The organism is Rhizobium sp. P1_E1, from assembly GCF_056406015.1.
Window position 1 is genome coordinate 1 of record NZ_JBFUAY010000003.1, and the last position, 14,477, is coordinate 14,477.

The following is a 14,477-nucleotide window of genomic DNA, read 5'->3' on the forward strand; positions in this document are numbered from 1 at the left end:
AATTGAGCCGTGCGATTCAGCCTCTTCGCAATCGCAAAAAAACAAAGCACGAATTGCCGATTCAACCTATGCGTACAATGTTRCAACGCACACCACAAAAAGCACTCGACATTTCTACTGTATCGTTACAGATTGCATTCCTCAGGGAGGCGCGATTTTGGCAGGCGGCGGGCTTACGACGCTGGAAAAAGCCTCTATAAGCGACACCAATTCGCGCGAGGCAGGCCTAAAGGGATGGAAAACAAGGGAAATTTCGAGAACACGGCATCGACGCCGGCAGCGCGCGAGCGCCCGACGTTGAAGACGATCGCCTACATGACCGGCCTTGGCGTGACGACGGTGTCGCGCGCGCTGAAGGATGCGCCGGATATCGGAGCGGAAACCAAGGAGCGGGTGCGCATGGTCGCCCGCCAGCTCGGCTACCAGCCGAACAGAGCAGGTGTGCGCCTGCGCACCGGCAAGACCAACGTCATTGCCCTCGTTCTCAGCATCGACGAGGAGATCATGGGCTTCTCGAGCCAGATGGTCTTCGGCATCTCCGAGGTGCTATCCGGCACGCCCTATCATATCGTCATCACGCCGCATTCCCACAGCAAGGACCCGATGCTGCCGGTGCGCTATATCCTTGATACCGGCTCGGCGGACGGCGTCATCATCTCCCGCATCGAGCCGGATGATCCGCGCGTGCGGCTGCTGAGCGAGCGCGGCATGCCCTTCGCCACACATGGGCGCACCGACGCGGGTCTCACGCACCCGTTCCACGATTTCGACAACGAGGCCTTCGCGCATCAGGCGGTGGAAAAGCTCGTCAAGCGCGGCCGGCGCCGCATTGCCCTGCTGCAGCCGCCGAGCAAGCTCACCTACTACGCCCATATCCGCATCGGCTTCCAGACCGGCCTGCATGATTACGGCGCCGAGGAAGTGCCGCTGCGCGTCAACACCGACGCCCCGCTCGCCGACATCCGCGACATCGTCGAGGTGATGATGCGCTCGGCCAACGCCCCCGACGGCATCGTCTGTTCGGCCGGTAGCGCGGCAATCGCCGTCAATGCCGGCATCGAGGCCGCCGGCAAAGCGCTCGGCCGCGATCTCGACATGGTTTCCAAGCAATCGGTACCGATCCTGAACTGGATCCGCCCCGAGATCATCACCGCCCAGGAAGACGTGCGCCAGGCCGGCCGCGAAATGGCCAAAGCCGTCATCGCCCGTATCGACGGCGTCGAACCGGAACTGCTGCAGAGCGTCAGCCAGCCGACTTGGCCGGAGAGCGGCAGGTAGGCGGTCGGTTGAGGGAACGGACCGCCGGGCTCAAATCCGACGATCAGCTTTGGATCATCACAGGTCTTCGACGACGAAATTCACCAGTCGCCCCGGGACCAGAACTTCCTTGACCACCATTCTGCCGTCGAGCAAGGCCATGACAGCGGGTTCCGATCGCGCCGCCGCCAGCAGCGCCTCGCCGAGGTCGGCTGCGGCTTCGAAGCGGTGGCGAACCTTGCCGTTGATCTGCACCACATATTCGCAGGTCTCAAGCTCGATCATCGCAGGGTCGAAGGTCGGCCAGGAAACCCATGTCAGTGTTACCCCGTGACCAAGCTTGCTCCATAACTCCTCCGCGATGTGAGGCGCAAAGGGTGCCAGCAACAGCACGAATGTCTCCACCACTTCGCGCGGACGCGCGGCTTCTACCGTCAGTGCATTGGCCAGTTCCATCAGCCGGGAAACCGCGGTGTTGAACCGCATTGCGTCGATATCCGCCGTCACGGTCTTCACCGTCTGGTGGCGCAAGCACAGAAGCTGCGGGCTCGGGGCCGCCTCCTGCACCGCTGAGGAGAGTCCGTCGCTCTCGTCGCAAACAATACGCCAGGCGCGCTCTAGAAACCGGCGCACACCGATCACGCCAGCGGTCTGCCAGGGTTTTGCCGCATCCAGAGGCCCCATGAACATTTCGTACAACCGCAAGGCGTCGGCCCCGAACTGATCGACGACATCGTCGGGATTGACGACGTTCAACCGCGACTTCGACATCTTCTCGACGGCGCGCTGCACTTCGACCGGCCCAGCGAACCATCTGCCCTGCTCTTCGACGACGGAAGACGGCGCGTAATACCGGCCCGCCGCATCGCGGTAGGAATGAGCAAGGATCATGCCCTGGTTGAACAGACGCTGGAACGGCTCTTCCGTCGAAACGACCCTGATATCGTAGAGAACCTTGTGCCAGAAGCGGGCATAGAGCAGATGCAGGACCGCATGCTCGGCACCGCCGACGTAGAGATCAACCGGCATCCAATAGCGCTCGGCCTCGCGCCCGACGGGCTCGCGGGCGTTGCCGGGATCGAGGAATCTGAGAAAATACCAGCAGGAGCCCGCCCATTGCGGCATCGTGTTAGTCTCCCGCCGTGCCGGAATCTCGGTGGCCGGCACGATCGTTTCGACCCAGGCATGCGCACGGGCAAGCGGCGGTTCGCCGTCCGGCGTCGGGGCGTAGTCGTCCAGCTCAGGCGGCAGCAGCGGCAGGCATTCCTCGGGCAGCGGCATCACCGAGCCATCCGCCAGATGCAGCACCGGTATCGGCTCGCCCCAGTAGCGCTGGCGGGAAAACAGCCAATCGCGTAGGCGATAGGTGACTTTAGGCCAGCCTGCGCCACTCGCCTGCAGCCAAGCAATCATGGCTTTCCTGGCCTCCGGCGCGGCCAGACCATTCAGGAAGTCGGAATTAACCATCCTCCCCTCGCCCTCAAAGGCCGCCTTTTCGATGTCGTCCGCACTGTCGATCACGCGAATGATCGGCAGGCCGTGCGCGCAGGCAAAGGTGTAGTCCCGCGCGTCATGGGCCGGCACCGCCATCAAGGCGCCGGTGCCGTAGCCCGCCAGGACGTAATCGGCCACCCAGATCGGTAGCCGGGCGCCGGTTGCGGGATTGACGGCATAGGCGCCGGTGAAGACGCCGGTCTTCTCGCGTCCAGCATCGGTACGCGTCGTTTCCTCCAATGCCTCGGCCTCGGCAATATAGGCGGCAACCGCCTCTCTTGCTTCGGGCGTGACGGTGGTGGCGACAGCGGGATGCTCCGGTGGGAGCACGATATAGCTTGCTCCGAATAGGGTTTCGGGGCGCGTCGTGAAGACGGTAATGCCCTCCGTGCCATGCTCGAGCGAAAAACGGATTTCGGCCCCTTCAGAACGCCCGATCCAGTTGCGCTGCATGGTTTTCAGGCTTTCGGGCCAATCGAGGCCATCCAGTCCCTCCAGCAGTCGGTCAGCATAAGCCGTGATGCGCAGCATCCACTGGCGCATCCTGCGGCGGATGACGGGATCGCCGGTCTCGACGTAACACCCGTCCTTGACCTCCTCGTCGGCGAGCACGGCGTTCTGTGCCGGGCACCAGTTGACTGCGACCTCGGCTTGATAGGCGAGGCCCTTCTCGAACAGCTTCAGGAATATCCACTGTGTCCAGCGCAAGTAGGCAGGATCGGTGGTGGCGAACTCGCGGCTCCAGTCATAGGAGAAACCCAACCTTTGCACCTGTCCGCGAAACGTCTCGATATTGCGCTTCGTCGTGACATCGGGATGCACACCGGTCCGCATGGCGTGGCGCTCCGCCGGCAGGCCGAAACTGTCCCATCCCATCGGATGCAGGACGTTGAAGCCGCGCATGCGTTTGTAGCGGCACATTATATCAGTGGCAGTGTAGCCAAGGGGATGGCCAACATGCAGGCCCGCGCCCGAAGGATACGGAAACATGTCGAGCGCGTAGAATTTCGGCCTGGCGGGATCGATTTCCGCGCGAAAAATATGGTGATCGGCCCAATAGGCCTGCCACTTCGGTTCGATCGTCCTGGGATCATAAGGCATGCATCACTCCTGGCGCCGACCGGCTCTGGCGGCGGCGTGTCCTGAAARGTGGAGGCGTTCTTTGGTTCAGGAGCAGCTACGGCTGCCGGTGCTCCGGTGACGTCCGGCAGCCGCGGCTAAGTCGAAACGCGTGCGGAGTTGCGACGCAGAACGTCCGCGCGACGCTCCGGACGAAAAAAGCGCGATGTGGCTTTGGAAACGATCTGGTGTCCATGGACGGTGACTCAAGGCAAATAAGGAGAAAGCAAACGACGTGTTAACCCGGCTCCGATCAGGAGGCCGTGGTGGTAAGTCGTGCGTCGCGTGCGCGAACGTCTGCTGCTTGAGTTGCCATAACCATCAACCAAGAGTGCCCGATATGATCGCTTCTGCCAAGAGTGCATTCGCGCGAAAATCAGGATCTGTTCAAATCCCGCGGCGCGCTCTTTACCAGTTGATCGAGCACCGCCGCGACCTTCGGGTTGCGCACCTCGCCGCGCCGGCTAATCGCATGGATGCCGCGGTAGGCGGCTGGCGCCAGCGGCTTGACGGTCAGGCCTTCGCGAAAATCTCGAAGCGCCAGTCCGGGCATCACCGAAATCGAGCATCCGGCTTCGACAAGCGCGAACACGACTTCGAAACTGTCGCTGAAGCCATTGATGACGGGCTCGAAACCAATGTCGCGGCAAGCCTTGCGGATGGTCATGGAATAGGCGCTGGAGGCGACGTCGAGCGCCCAATGTTCATCCCTCAGCTGGGCAAGTTCGATGACGGGCTCGCTCTCCAACCTGTGGCCAGCGGGCAGCAGCACGAAGAGCTGGTCGCGGCAGAGGAACAACGTGTCGGCCGTGCCCTCCAGCGTATGCGGATCGAAGGATATGTCGTCGGCAACGACGATGTCGGCCTGCCAGGCCCGGAGCGCGGCCACGCCTTCGGCAGGTCCCATCGTCGTCATGACGATGTTGAGATGCGGATGGTGGATCGCGAGCTCGCGCATCGCGGCCGGGATGAAGGAGGACGCCGCGGAGGGTTGGGCGGCGATCCTCAAGTCGCCGGCGACGATGTTCTGCAGCTCGGCAATATCGGTTTTGGCTTCCTCGACGACGGCGAATATCCGGTCGGCATGCAGGACGAGCCTCTGGCCGGCCGGTGTCAGCATCACCCCTCGCCCGCGCCGCTCGACGAGCGGGATTCCCACTTCGTCCTCCAGTTGGGCGATCTGCTGAGAAACGGCCGATGAGGAAATACCCAGTGCGTCGGCGACCGCCGCCATCGTCTCGCGGCGCGAAAGCTCGCGAAGTGTGCGCAATCGGAAGAAATCCGGCCTGTTTCCCCGGCCGATCATTTGGCCATAATTTCTAACCTATATACTTACTTTAATTAAGTGGACCTGAAGAAAGCTGCACCTTAGCCTTGGATTCGCAAGCGGGCATCGGTTCGAAAAAAGCCAAGATTGCCGGCCATCTCATGAGACGAACCAGGGGGATATCGACAGGATGCAGCAAAGCGGCGTGCCCTATTTCAGCCAATGGGAAACACCCGGCATGACGTTGCCGGTGCTTGCCGAGGGACAACAGGCCCTGCTCGGCGACCCGCTCTGGCATCAATCGGGGGCCGCAACGATCGAGGAATATGCGCGCTGGGCAGTCAATGTCTGCGGCATGGCCTGCCTGAAGATGATTCTTGCCGCACGCGGCGAGATCCATCCGACACTCGAGCTTGCCCGCGCCTGCACCGCCTATGGCGGTTATGTCGTCAACGAAATCGATGCCTCGATCAAAGGGCTGATCTACGCGCCCTTCGTCCGCTTCGCCACCGACCGTTTCGCACTTAGCGCGGAGACGATGACCGGCGTCGAGACATCAGCCATTCCCGAGCTTCTGTCGAAGCGCCGGTTCTTCATCGCCTCGGTGAACTCGGGCATCCGCTGGCCGGAGCGCGAGCCGCCGTCGAAGGGCGGGCATCTGGTGCTGGTGACGGCGGCCTCGCAGGGGGCAATCCGATTCCACAACCCGTCCGGCCACGACGCGGCGAGCCAGGCCGATGTGACGCTGCCGCTTGCCGTCTTCGACCGCTTCTTCGCCAATCGCGGCATATCGGTCGACGCCTGACCTTTTCAACACCAGATCGTTTCGGAGGCTTTCATGACCCCTTCCCCACACAGGCTGCGCATTGCCGTGCTCTTCGGCGGACGCTCGGCCGAGCATGAGGTTTCCGTGCTCTCGGCAACCAATGTCATGGGCGCGCTCAAGCCCGAAAAATACGATGCCGTCCCCATCTTCATCACCCGCGCGGGACAATGGCTGCTGAGCAGTTTCGAAGACGGCATATTGGCGACACCTTCATCAGGCACGGGAATCTGCCTCGTGCCGGGCGGACGGGGCCGGATGCTGGCGATCCCGGCCCACGGCGCGCCGCATGAACTGGCAAGGATCGACATCCTGTTTCCCGTGTTGCACGGACCCCACGGCGAAGACGGCTCGGTGCAGGGGGTAGCGGAGGTGGCCCGCGTTCCGCTCGCCGGCTGCGGCATTCTCGGCTCCGCCGCAGCACTCGATAAGGACATCGCCAAGCGCCTGCTGAGGGCGGCGGGCCTGCCGGTAGCGCGTGCGGTGACGATCCATCAGGGTGCTGCCCCTTCGCTGGCAGCCCTCGAAGGTGAACTCGGCCTGCCGCTCTTCATCAAGCCGGCGCGGCAGGGATCGTCGGTCGGTGTCGCCAAGGTCCATGCCAGCCAGGAATTCGCGCCCGCCCTTACTGAGGCGTTCCGCCACGATCGCACGCTGCTCGCCGAAGAATTCGTGCGCGGCCGCGAGATCGAATTCAGCGTGCTGGAGGATGCGGCAGGAGAACTCTTCGTCTCCCGGCCGGGCGAGATCGTGCCGGCGGAAAGCCACGGCTTCTATAGTTACGATGCCAAATATATCGACGAGAAAGGTGCGGCGCTGAAAGTGCCGGCCGAACTGCCTGAGGAAGTCGAGGCTGCCATGCACGACGCGGCCGCAAGAGCCTTCCGGGCCGTCGGTTGCGACGGCATGGCCCGCATCGACTTCTTCCTGACTGATGACATGCAGTTCCTGGTCAATGAAATCAACACCATCCCCGGCTTCACCAATATCAGCATGTATTCCAAAGCTTTGGCGGCAAGCGGCGTCGGATACGCCGAAATCATCGACAGGCTCGTCGACCACGGCCTGGCGCGCGCCGGACGCGTCGCCTAGGCGGGAGCTCGAACATGAACAGGTCGGTCTTGATGTCGGGATGTTCCGGCGGCGGGAAATCGACGCTGCTTCAGGAGCTTGTTGCCCGCGGTCATGCCGTCGTCGAAGAGCCCGGCCGGCGCATCGTCAAGCAAGAACTTGAAGGCGACGGCGCAGCCCTGTCCTGGGTCGACATGGTGGCCTTTGCGCGCCGCGCGATCGAGATGGCGATCGCCGACCATGCAGCGGCGTGTGAGCAGACCGGCTGGATGTTTTTCGATCGCGGGCTGGTCGATGCGGCGGCAGCGCTTCAGCACCTCACCGGAGAACCTATCCTGGAAAAATTGAGCGTAGCCCACCGCTGTCACCAGACGGTTTTTCTGACCCCGCCATGGCCCGAAATCTACACGACCGATCCCGAGCGGCGCCATGGCTTCGACGAGGCTGTCGACGAATATGGTTGGCCGCGATCTATCCGACGCTCGGCTACGACATCATCATACTGCCGAAAATCGCGGTCGCAGACCGGGCGGATTTCATCCTCGACTGCCTCTCTCGGGAAACGAGGCAGCAGTAGACGCGATCATCAGGGTCGTGCCTCTCGGCCGCCCTCTCCGAGGGCTCAGCGCCTGCGAAAGACGCACCACTGGAACGACTGCCGGCCACCAGCGGGTGTCGTGTGCTCCTCGCGCCAGTCGCGCTGAAGCGCGAAGGTGGACGAGAATTCACTCGCAAGCGCTACCGCGTCGTAGCGCTGGACCGGCAGGCCGCTGCACCGTTCCGGCCCGTCCGGCGCGAAGGTGGCGATGATCACGGCGCTGTCCGGCGCCGTGCCGGTTTCGAGCGCATGCCGATAGGCCAGCCGCTGCTCGGGCTCGGTGAGGAAGTGAAAGACGGCGCGGTCGTGCCACACATCGTAATGCCGGTCGGGTTGCCATGAAGTGACGTCAGCAACCACCCAGGCGATCCGGCCGGCTTCATCCCGTAGCCGCGCCTTGGCGACCTCGAGCGCCGGCGCGGCGATGTCGACGACGGTGAGGTCGGACCACCCGCGCTCAATAAGACGGTCGACAAGGTTCGATGCGCCGCCGCCCACATCGATCAGCGAGGCCGTGACCGGCAGTTGCAGCTCGTCAAGCGCTCGCAAGGAAGGCCCGGGCGTCGGCTGATACCAACTGACGCTGTCGGCAGCTTTCGTGCGGTAGACCTCGTCCCAGTGTTCCCGCTTCGCGCCTGTCATCCGATATCCCCATCTCTTGCGGAGCCCGACATCCTAACAGATCAACATGTAGGGACTGAGACGTCCGCAACCAATGCAGTTCCCAAGACCACTTCCGCATTTCAGGAAGGGAGGTGCCGGTAAACGAGATCGGCGGGATCGGTTCGGGGTGCTGCGGGATCGAGACGCGCTCCCAGCCGTTCCGCAACCGCAACGGATGCGGCATTGCCGGGAGCGATATAGCTGACAAGCGATGGCAGCTTGAGTGTCGCAAAGGCCCAGTCGCGCAGCGCCAAGGCCGCTTCGGTAGCATAGCCCTTGCGCTCATATTCCGCATAGACGAACCAGCCGAGCTCCTTCTCTGGAAAGAGCGGCCCGTGATTGATCCCTACCTGACCGACGCATTCGCCAGTTTCGCTGAGCTCCATCGTCAGCGCTCCGTGGCCGAAAAGCTGCCAGAGAACGACGTCGTGACAGAACATCCCCCACGCCGCGCGCAGATCGAACGGGCCGCCCATTCCGAGCGATCGCGGCGACGCCATCAACTGCGCATAGGCGGCGAAATCGTCGATATCTGGCATGCGGAGCCTGAGACGCTCGGTTCGGATGGTCATCGCGCCCGTTTCGGACATCTCGCCGCCTTCTCTGTCAGCTTGGTTTTGAAGTTTCGGCCGTTGAACGGAATATCCTAGCTTTCAAATGCCGGGGCGAATTGCAACGTCCCGCTTGGCCGGGATCCGCGAAAAACAATCCGCTGCACGAGCCGCGTATCGAGGTCGAGATACTTCAGTTGCCCGTCGCTGCTGAAACCGACACGGCTATAGATGTCGGGATTGCCGATCAACGCGCATCCGCTGGCACCCATCTCGTTCAGCAGTTCGAGACCTCTTGCAATCATCGCCTTACCGATGCCTTGCCGTTGTCTCTCCGGCTTGACCGATATCGGCCCCAGCCCGAACCAGCCATCATGCGCGCCGTCGATCGTGACCGGGGAAAACGCGACATGCCCCAGGATCTCGCCGTGCTGCTCTGCGACCAGCGATATTGTCAGATCACCGTTTTCACGAAGTCTTCGAACAATCTCCGCTTCCGTCCCGTCGCTGTAAGACATCGGCTTGAAGGCGGTCGAGGTCAGATCATGGATCGCGTCGAAATCCTCCGGCGTTTCGTCTCGGATAAGCATCACGGTCAATTCCTCGGGCGCGTTGTAGCGTATAAATAACGTCTTATCCTATTGAAACGAAGTGTCGTAGACCCACGCGAATCTCGCGCGAATCGGTTGCCCCTCTTCCGCAGAGGATTTTCCGAGGCTATAGACGGARAGGCGTGGGCACCGTCCTGCTGATCGAAACATCGAAGCGTGAAATCTCTGCCGGCACCGTCCGAAGGGTGTGAGCGTCTTCGCAACCAGAGGTTCTGCGATGAATAATATCGCCGATCACGGTGTTCGTTTCGGACGAATTGCCGCCATGCTGCCAGTCAAGGACATGACCAAAGCCTACGATTTTTATGCCAATGTCCTCGGCTCCCAGAAAATATTCGAGAACGGAAATCCTGTCGGCTTCATGATCCTGAAGCGTGATCGCGGGGAGCTGCATCTCACCTTGCAGCCGAGCCACAAGGCTGCGGACTTCAATGTTGCGCACCTGATGGTGGACGATGTCGATGCCCTGCACACGGTTTGCCGGCAATACGGGTTAAGAATCATCAAAAGCCTTCAGCACAAGAACTACGGATTGCGGGCATTCGTGTTTGAAGATCCCGACGGGAACCGCATCGACGTCGGTCAACCGATCTAGCCCGATCGCCGCAATTGGATGCCTTGCAGACTATCCGATCGGGCCTGCGCAGGGAGCGCCACCCCAGCGGATCGTAGATGGAGAATTTGAGGGCACAATGACGAAAAAGCCCGGCGCGACGGCCGGGCTTTTCCTCGATCTCTTCTCAGCGACCTCAGAAGGTCGACGCACCGCTGCCCCAGGGGCCGTGGTGAAAATCCTTGCCGTCCAGGCGGTCGAAACCGTGGGCGCCGAAGAAGTCGCGCTGCGCCTGGATGAGGTTTGCCGTTCCCCTGCCCTGGCGATAGGCGTCGAAATAGGTCAGCGCCGAGGTCAGCGCCGGAATCGGCAAGCCGGCGGCAATCGCGGCACCGACGACGCGGCGTAGCGCCGGGATCGATTCCTTGACCATGTCGGAGAAGGCAGGCGTGACGATCAGGTTGGCAGCATCCGGCGCCTTGGTGAAGGCCGAGGTGATCTCGTCGAGGAACTGCGAGCGGATGATGCAGCCGGCGCGCCAAATCCTGGCAATCGTCGGCATCGGCAGCGACCAGTTGAACTCGCGCGATGCTTCCGCCATCACCGCAAAGCCCTGCGCATAGGCGCCGATCTTGGCGGCAAACAGCGCCAGTTCCAGATCCTTGTTGAGTTCGGGGCCGTAAGCGATCGGGAAGGACACAGCCTGCGTGCCGAAGATCTTTTCAGCGGCTTCGCGCTGCGACTTCATCGAAGAGAGGCTGCGGGCGGCGACGGCGGCTTCGATCGCCGTTGCCGGAATGCCCATATTCTGCGCCTCGATCGCCGACCACTTGCCGGTGCCCTTCTGGCCTGCCTTGTCGAGGATCATGTCGACCATCGGCCCGCCGGAGACCGGATCAGTGGCCGCAAGCACCTTCTCGGAGATTTCAATCAGGTAGGAGTTCAGCCGGCCCTTGTTCCATTCGCCGAAGATGCCGGAGATTTCTGAGGCGCTCTTGCCGAGGCCGTCGCGCAGGATGCCGTAGATTTCGGCGATCATCTGCATGTCGGCATATTCGATGCCGTTATGGATGGTCTTGACGAAATGGCCGGCGCCGTCATTGCCGAGCCAGGCGACGCAGGGCTCGTCATTGTAGCGGGCGGCAATCGATGTCAGCACCTTCTCGACGCGCTTCCAGGACTCTTCTGTGCCGCCGACCATGATCGACGGGCCGTGGCGCGCACCTTCTTCGCCGCCGGAAACACCCATGCCGATGAAGGTCAGATCGGTATTCTTCAGCCGGTCGAAGCGGGCGACGGTGTCGCGGAAATTGGCGTTGCCGGCATCGATCATGATGTCGCCCTTGGAGAGATGCGGGCGCAGCAGCTCCATCTGCTGGTCGACAGGCTCGCCCGCCTTGATCATGATGATGATCGGACGCGGCGGCCGGATCGCATCGACGAACTCTTCGATCGTCTTGCAGGGAATAATCTGCTTCTTCAGATCGCCGGCGCTTTCGTAGAATTCGTCGGTTTTCTCCGGCGTGCGGTTGAACACCGCGATTTTATTGCCTTTCTCCGCGATGTTGAGCGCCAGGTTGGAGCCCATGACCGCAAGACCGATCAGTCCGATTTCTGCCTTTTCCACGACAAACCTCCGATGTGTCATTTGGACCGGTGTTGTGGCACTGTCTCGGTCAAACGGCAAGTCTCGCAAGGGTCTAATCGGTTCGCAAAAGCCAATGAAATGAAGCTTGCAATATCGCCGCTTGTCCGACAACCCGCCGGCTGGCGCCTACTCCGGAAACCCTAGTTTTTTTCGTGCGCCCCGCCCGCAATGCCCTATCTGTTATCATCAGTGCCTCGGGAGATATCGCATTGGCATCGGGAAGACGAAAAGATACGGCTCTCCTGGCGGCCCGCGCCGGCTGCTACCGCGAGTCTATGCCGCCGCCGGCGCTGCGACGCCATTTCAGCCGCCTCTGGTCGCATGCGCTTCATGACGGACCGCCGGCAATGGTGGCGATCGTGCCTGACGGCTATTGCGATCTCCTCTGGATCGACGGCCGGCTGGTTGTCGCCGGTCCCGACAGGACAGCGTCCTTTCCCGTCATCCGGCCGGGCGCGACAGTCATCGGCGCACGTTTTGCGCCCGGCGCCGCAGCACCCTGGCTGAAGACGCCGCTTTCGGCTCTGGTCGGCTGCTCGGTGCCCCTCGCTGACATCGGCCGGAAGGACACCGCCGAATTCGAAGCGCGRCTTGCGGATTGTCCCGACCCCTCGGCCGCCAGGGCGCTGTTTAGCCGCCTGCTCGAAGAGACCGCGCGCGATGAGGAGGAGCCCGCCCGCGATGCCGCCATGATCTTCGCCGCCGCCGACAACGCTCGCCCGGCGTCCAGCCTGCTCGAGCACCTCGGCATGAGTGAGAGGCAGCTGCGCCGCCGCTGCCACCACCATTTCGGCTACGGCGCAAAGACGCTGGAACGGATTCGCCGGTTCCAGCGTTTCCTCGACCTCTGCCACAGGTCGGGCGCGATGCCGCTTGCCCGCCTTGCTCTCGAAGCGGGCTTTGCCGACCAGCCCCACATGACACGCGAGGTCGGCGAGCTCTCGACGCTGACACCTGCCGTCATTCTCGACCAGCTCAGCATACGGCAAAGAGCCGATTGACCGTTTTGTTCAAGACGCTGCTGGCCGGTCTGTTATTCTGACGAAACCAAATGCCAGGGACCTGCAAGCCATGTCGACAATGCCCGCGAAAATCATCCACCTGTCGATAGAGCGCGACTGGCGCGACGTCTATGACTTCGCCGGCAAGCCGGAGAACATGCCGCTCTGGGCCTCCGGCCTTGCGACCGGCTTAGAGCCTCACGGCGCCGACTGGATCGCCCACGGCGCTCTCGGCAGCGTCAAGGTGAGCTTCGTTCCTGCCAATGAATTCGGCGTGATCGACCATACGGTGACGATCGAATCCGGCCTCAGGGTTTATAATGCTCTGCGCATCGTGCCGAACGGCGATGGCTGCGAGGTCATGTTCACGCTGCTGCGTCTGCCCGGCATGACCGACACGCAGTTTTCCGCCGATGCCGCCCATGTCGAGAAGGATCTCGCCATGCTGAAAGCCCTGATGGAGAGATAGATGGCCGAGAAGACAGAAAACCACGACCGCCGCATCGACTATGTCGAATTCAACGTCGCCGACATTGCCGCCGCCAAAGCCTTTTACGGCTCGGCCTTCGGCTGGCGCTTCACCGATTACGGCCCCAATTATTGCGAATTCGACGATGGCCGGCTGAAGGGCGGCTTTACCGATTTCGGACCCGTGCGGCCGGGCGGCGGCCCGCTGGTCGTCGTCTATGCCAGCGATCTGGAAGAAGTGCTGACCTCAGTCGAAAGAGCCGGCGGCACGATCTGCCGGCCGATCACCGATTTTCCCGGCGGCCGTCGCTTCCACTTCCTCGACCGCGATGGTTACGAGCTCGCCGTCTGGGCGGCGGCTTAGCCAGACTACCCAAGGCAGCCGAGTTGGTCAGGCTGCCTAAGGCTGCCGACCGGGATCAGGCAGCCTGCGACAGCCGATCGAGATCTTCCATGACGAGCAGGGCGCCAATCACCGTACCGCCCGCATCGCGCAGCGGCGACATGCGACAGCGCACCTGCCGCGATTTGCCGCTGCCGGCCGAGCGCTCATAGGAATAGTCGATCTGTTCGCCGGCAAAACAGGCATCGAGCTTATGCTTGGCGCATTCGGCAAACCGCTCCTCGCCGATGAATTCGGAAAGGTGGCGGCCGATGAGCTCCATCGGCTTCCTGTTGAGATGGGCGCTGTTGGCTGGATTGGAATAGAGGTAGCGATAGTCCCTTGTCAGCACCGCCACGCGATCCGGCAGGCTTTCAAGGATTACCGCGTTGAGGAACTGGCCATTGTCGGTATCAGGCACATAAGCCGGCGGCGGCTCGATGCGCACATCCTGCGGCGAAGGCACGCGCCAGTCCGGCCCATGCGCCCCGAAATAGCGGTCGAGCAGGTAGGAAAGCACCGACGTGTGCTCCGTGACGCTGGCGCTGTCGTCGGCATCCTGGCTGATCAGATGGCTCACAAACTGCAGTTGCATGTAAACTTCGAGCAGATTGACTGCCCGGTAGGCGAGGATTGCCTCGACCAGCGGCTCGACATGGCGGTCGAGCGCCGTGACGCGCTGGTCGTCGCCCAGGCGTATGGCTTCCTCGATTTGCACGCAACGCAAGGAAAAAGCTCGAAAAAGCTCCAGCAAGACGCCTCCACTCCCATTTTCCCAAGAGACGAGTCCGAAACCTCATATGGCTGCATTTCCCAAAAATGCGCCTTCCGGTAGACATTATTCGCGTCTTGGTGGTGACGGGTAACATGAAGTGCCCTCAGTTTCAATCCGAGAGCACCTGCCGCTTTTCACCGCTGATAAATGAGGGTGGACGTTTTTGGAGCATGATGCCGAAAGTGTGAGCGGTTTT

General features: G+C 62.0%; 15 protein-coding genes and 1 pseudogene. 9 read left to right on the top strand and 7 right to left on the bottom strand.

Annotated elements, in window-relative coordinates:
* Together AC1D1Z_RS02315 and AC1D1Z_RS02320 are read left to right on the top strand one after the other, a co-directional pair.
* Window positions 1-200 (top strand): hypothetical protein (locus AC1D1Z_RS02315; protein ID WP_477849373.1); only part of this gene is annotated, 200 nt, incomplete at its 5' end.
* 34 nt (window positions 201-234) lie between these two features.
* Complete coding sequence (locus AC1D1Z_RS02320; RefSeq protein WP_018242366.1) at window positions 235-1,278, top strand: LacI family transcriptional regulator; 1,044 nt, start codon at window positions 235-237, stop codon at window positions 1,276-1,278.
* A 57-nt stretch (window positions 1,279-1,335) separates the two neighbouring features.
* Here AC1D1Z_RS02320 and leuS read toward each other — a convergent pair whose 3' ends face one another.
* Together leuS and AC1D1Z_RS02330 are read right to left on the bottom strand one after the other, a co-directional pair.
* Window positions 1,336-3,852 (bottom strand): leucine--tRNA ligase, encoded by a 2,517-nt coding sequence (gene leuS / locus AC1D1Z_RS02325; protein WP_130652565.1) that lies wholly within the window; start codon window positions 3,850-3,852, stop codon window positions 1,336-1,338.
* Between the two features lie 394 nt (window positions 3,853-4,246).
* Window positions 4,247-5,176 (bottom strand): LysR family transcriptional regulator, encoded by a 930-nt coding sequence (locus AC1D1Z_RS02330; protein ID WP_018242368.1) that lies wholly within the window; start codon window positions 5,174-5,176, stop codon window positions 4,247-4,249.
* A 151-nt stretch (window positions 5,177-5,327) separates the two neighbouring features.
* Here AC1D1Z_RS02330 and AC1D1Z_RS02335 point away from each other — a divergent pair, with 151 nt between their 5' ends.
* The 3 genes and pseudogenes from AC1D1Z_RS02335 to AC1D1Z_RS02345 all read left to right on the top strand — a co-directional run bounded on the left by AC1D1Z_RS02335 (window position 5,328) and on the right by AC1D1Z_RS02345 (window position 7,608).
* On the top strand, window positions 5,328-5,942 hold the full coding sequence (locus AC1D1Z_RS02335) for a C39 family peptidase (protein ID WP_018242369.1): 615 nt from the start codon (window positions 5,328-5,330) through the stop codon (window positions 5,940-5,942).
* A 33-nt stretch (window positions 5,943-5,975) separates the two neighbouring features.
* Window positions 5,976-7,052, top strand: a complete 1,077-nt coding sequence (locus AC1D1Z_RS02340; protein ID WP_130652566.1) for a D-alanine--D-alanine ligase family protein — start codon at window positions 5,976-5,978, stop codon at window positions 7,050-7,052.
* Between the two features lie 14 nt (window positions 7,053-7,066).
* Window positions 7,067-7,608 (top strand): annotated as a pseudogene (locus tag AC1D1Z_RS02345) (AAA family ATPase).
* A gap of 45 nt (window positions 7,609-7,653) precedes the next feature.
* Here the strand turns inward: AC1D1Z_RS02345 and AC1D1Z_RS02350 are convergent.
* The 3 genes from AC1D1Z_RS02350 to AC1D1Z_RS02360 form a co-directional block, all read right to left on the bottom strand.
* Window positions 7,654-8,271: a class I SAM-dependent methyltransferase gene (locus tag AC1D1Z_RS02350; protein ID WP_018242371.1), complete on the bottom strand. Its 618-nt coding sequence runs from the start codon at window positions 8,269-8,271 to the stop codon at window positions 7,654-7,656.
* 101 nt (window positions 8,272-8,372) lie between these two features.
* Window positions 8,373-8,882, bottom strand: coding sequence for a GNAT family N-acetyltransferase (locus AC1D1Z_RS02355; RefSeq protein ID WP_047621428.1), 510 nt, complete (start codon window positions 8,880-8,882; stop codon window positions 8,373-8,375).
* A 56-nt stretch (window positions 8,883-8,938) separates the two neighbouring features.
* Entirely contained in the window at window positions 8,939-9,433 is a 495-nt protein-coding gene (locus tag AC1D1Z_RS02360) for a GNAT family N-acetyltransferase (RefSeq protein WP_018242373.1), read from the bottom strand.
* Between the two features lie 238 nt (window positions 9,434-9,671).
* Here AC1D1Z_RS02360 and AC1D1Z_RS02365 point away from each other — a divergent pair, with 238 nt between their 5' ends.
* Window positions 9,672-10,049: a VOC family protein gene (locus tag AC1D1Z_RS02365; protein ID WP_130652567.1), complete on the top strand. Its 378-nt coding sequence runs from the start codon at window positions 9,672-9,674 to the stop codon at window positions 10,047-10,049.
* Between the two features lie 154 nt (window positions 10,050-10,203).
* On the opposite strand, the gene gndA is transcribed toward AC1D1Z_RS02365, so the two are convergent.
* Window positions 10,204-11,655 (bottom strand): NADP-dependent phosphogluconate dehydrogenase, encoded by a 1,452-nt coding sequence (gndA, locus tag AC1D1Z_RS02370; protein ID WP_018242375.1) that lies wholly within the window; start codon window positions 11,653-11,655, stop codon window positions 10,204-10,206.
* 209 nt (window positions 11,656-11,864) lie between these two features.
* Between gndA and AC1D1Z_RS02375 the strand changes: the two genes are divergently transcribed.
* The 3 genes from AC1D1Z_RS02375 (at window position 11,865) to AC1D1Z_RS02385 (ending at window position 13,488) form a co-directional block, all read left to right on the top strand.
* Window positions 11,865-12,656 carry a helix-turn-helix domain-containing protein gene (locus AC1D1Z_RS02375; RefSeq protein ID WP_047621431.1) on the top strand — a complete coding sequence of 264 codons (792 nt, stop codon included), beginning with the start codon at window positions 11,865-11,867 and terminating at the stop codon, window positions 12,654-12,656.
* Window positions 12,657-12,726: 70 nt separating this feature from the next.
* Entirely contained in the window at window positions 12,727-13,125 is a 399-nt protein-coding gene (locus tag AC1D1Z_RS02380; RefSeq protein ID WP_028733086.1) for a polyketide cyclase, read from the top strand.
* Window positions 13,126-13,488 carry a VOC family protein gene (locus AC1D1Z_RS02385; RefSeq protein ID WP_018242378.1) on the top strand — a complete coding sequence of 121 codons (363 nt, stop codon included), beginning with the start codon at window positions 13,126-13,128 and terminating at the stop codon, window positions 13,486-13,488.
* 55 nt (window positions 13,489-13,543) lie between these two features.
* Here the strand turns inward: AC1D1Z_RS02385 and AC1D1Z_RS02390 are convergent, their stop codons facing one another.
* Window positions 13,544-14,260: a PAS domain-containing protein gene (locus AC1D1Z_RS02390; protein ID WP_018447306.1), complete on the bottom strand. Its 717-nt coding sequence runs from the start codon at window positions 14,258-14,260 to the stop codon at window positions 13,544-13,546.
* Window positions 14,261-14,477 lie beyond the last annotated feature (217 nt).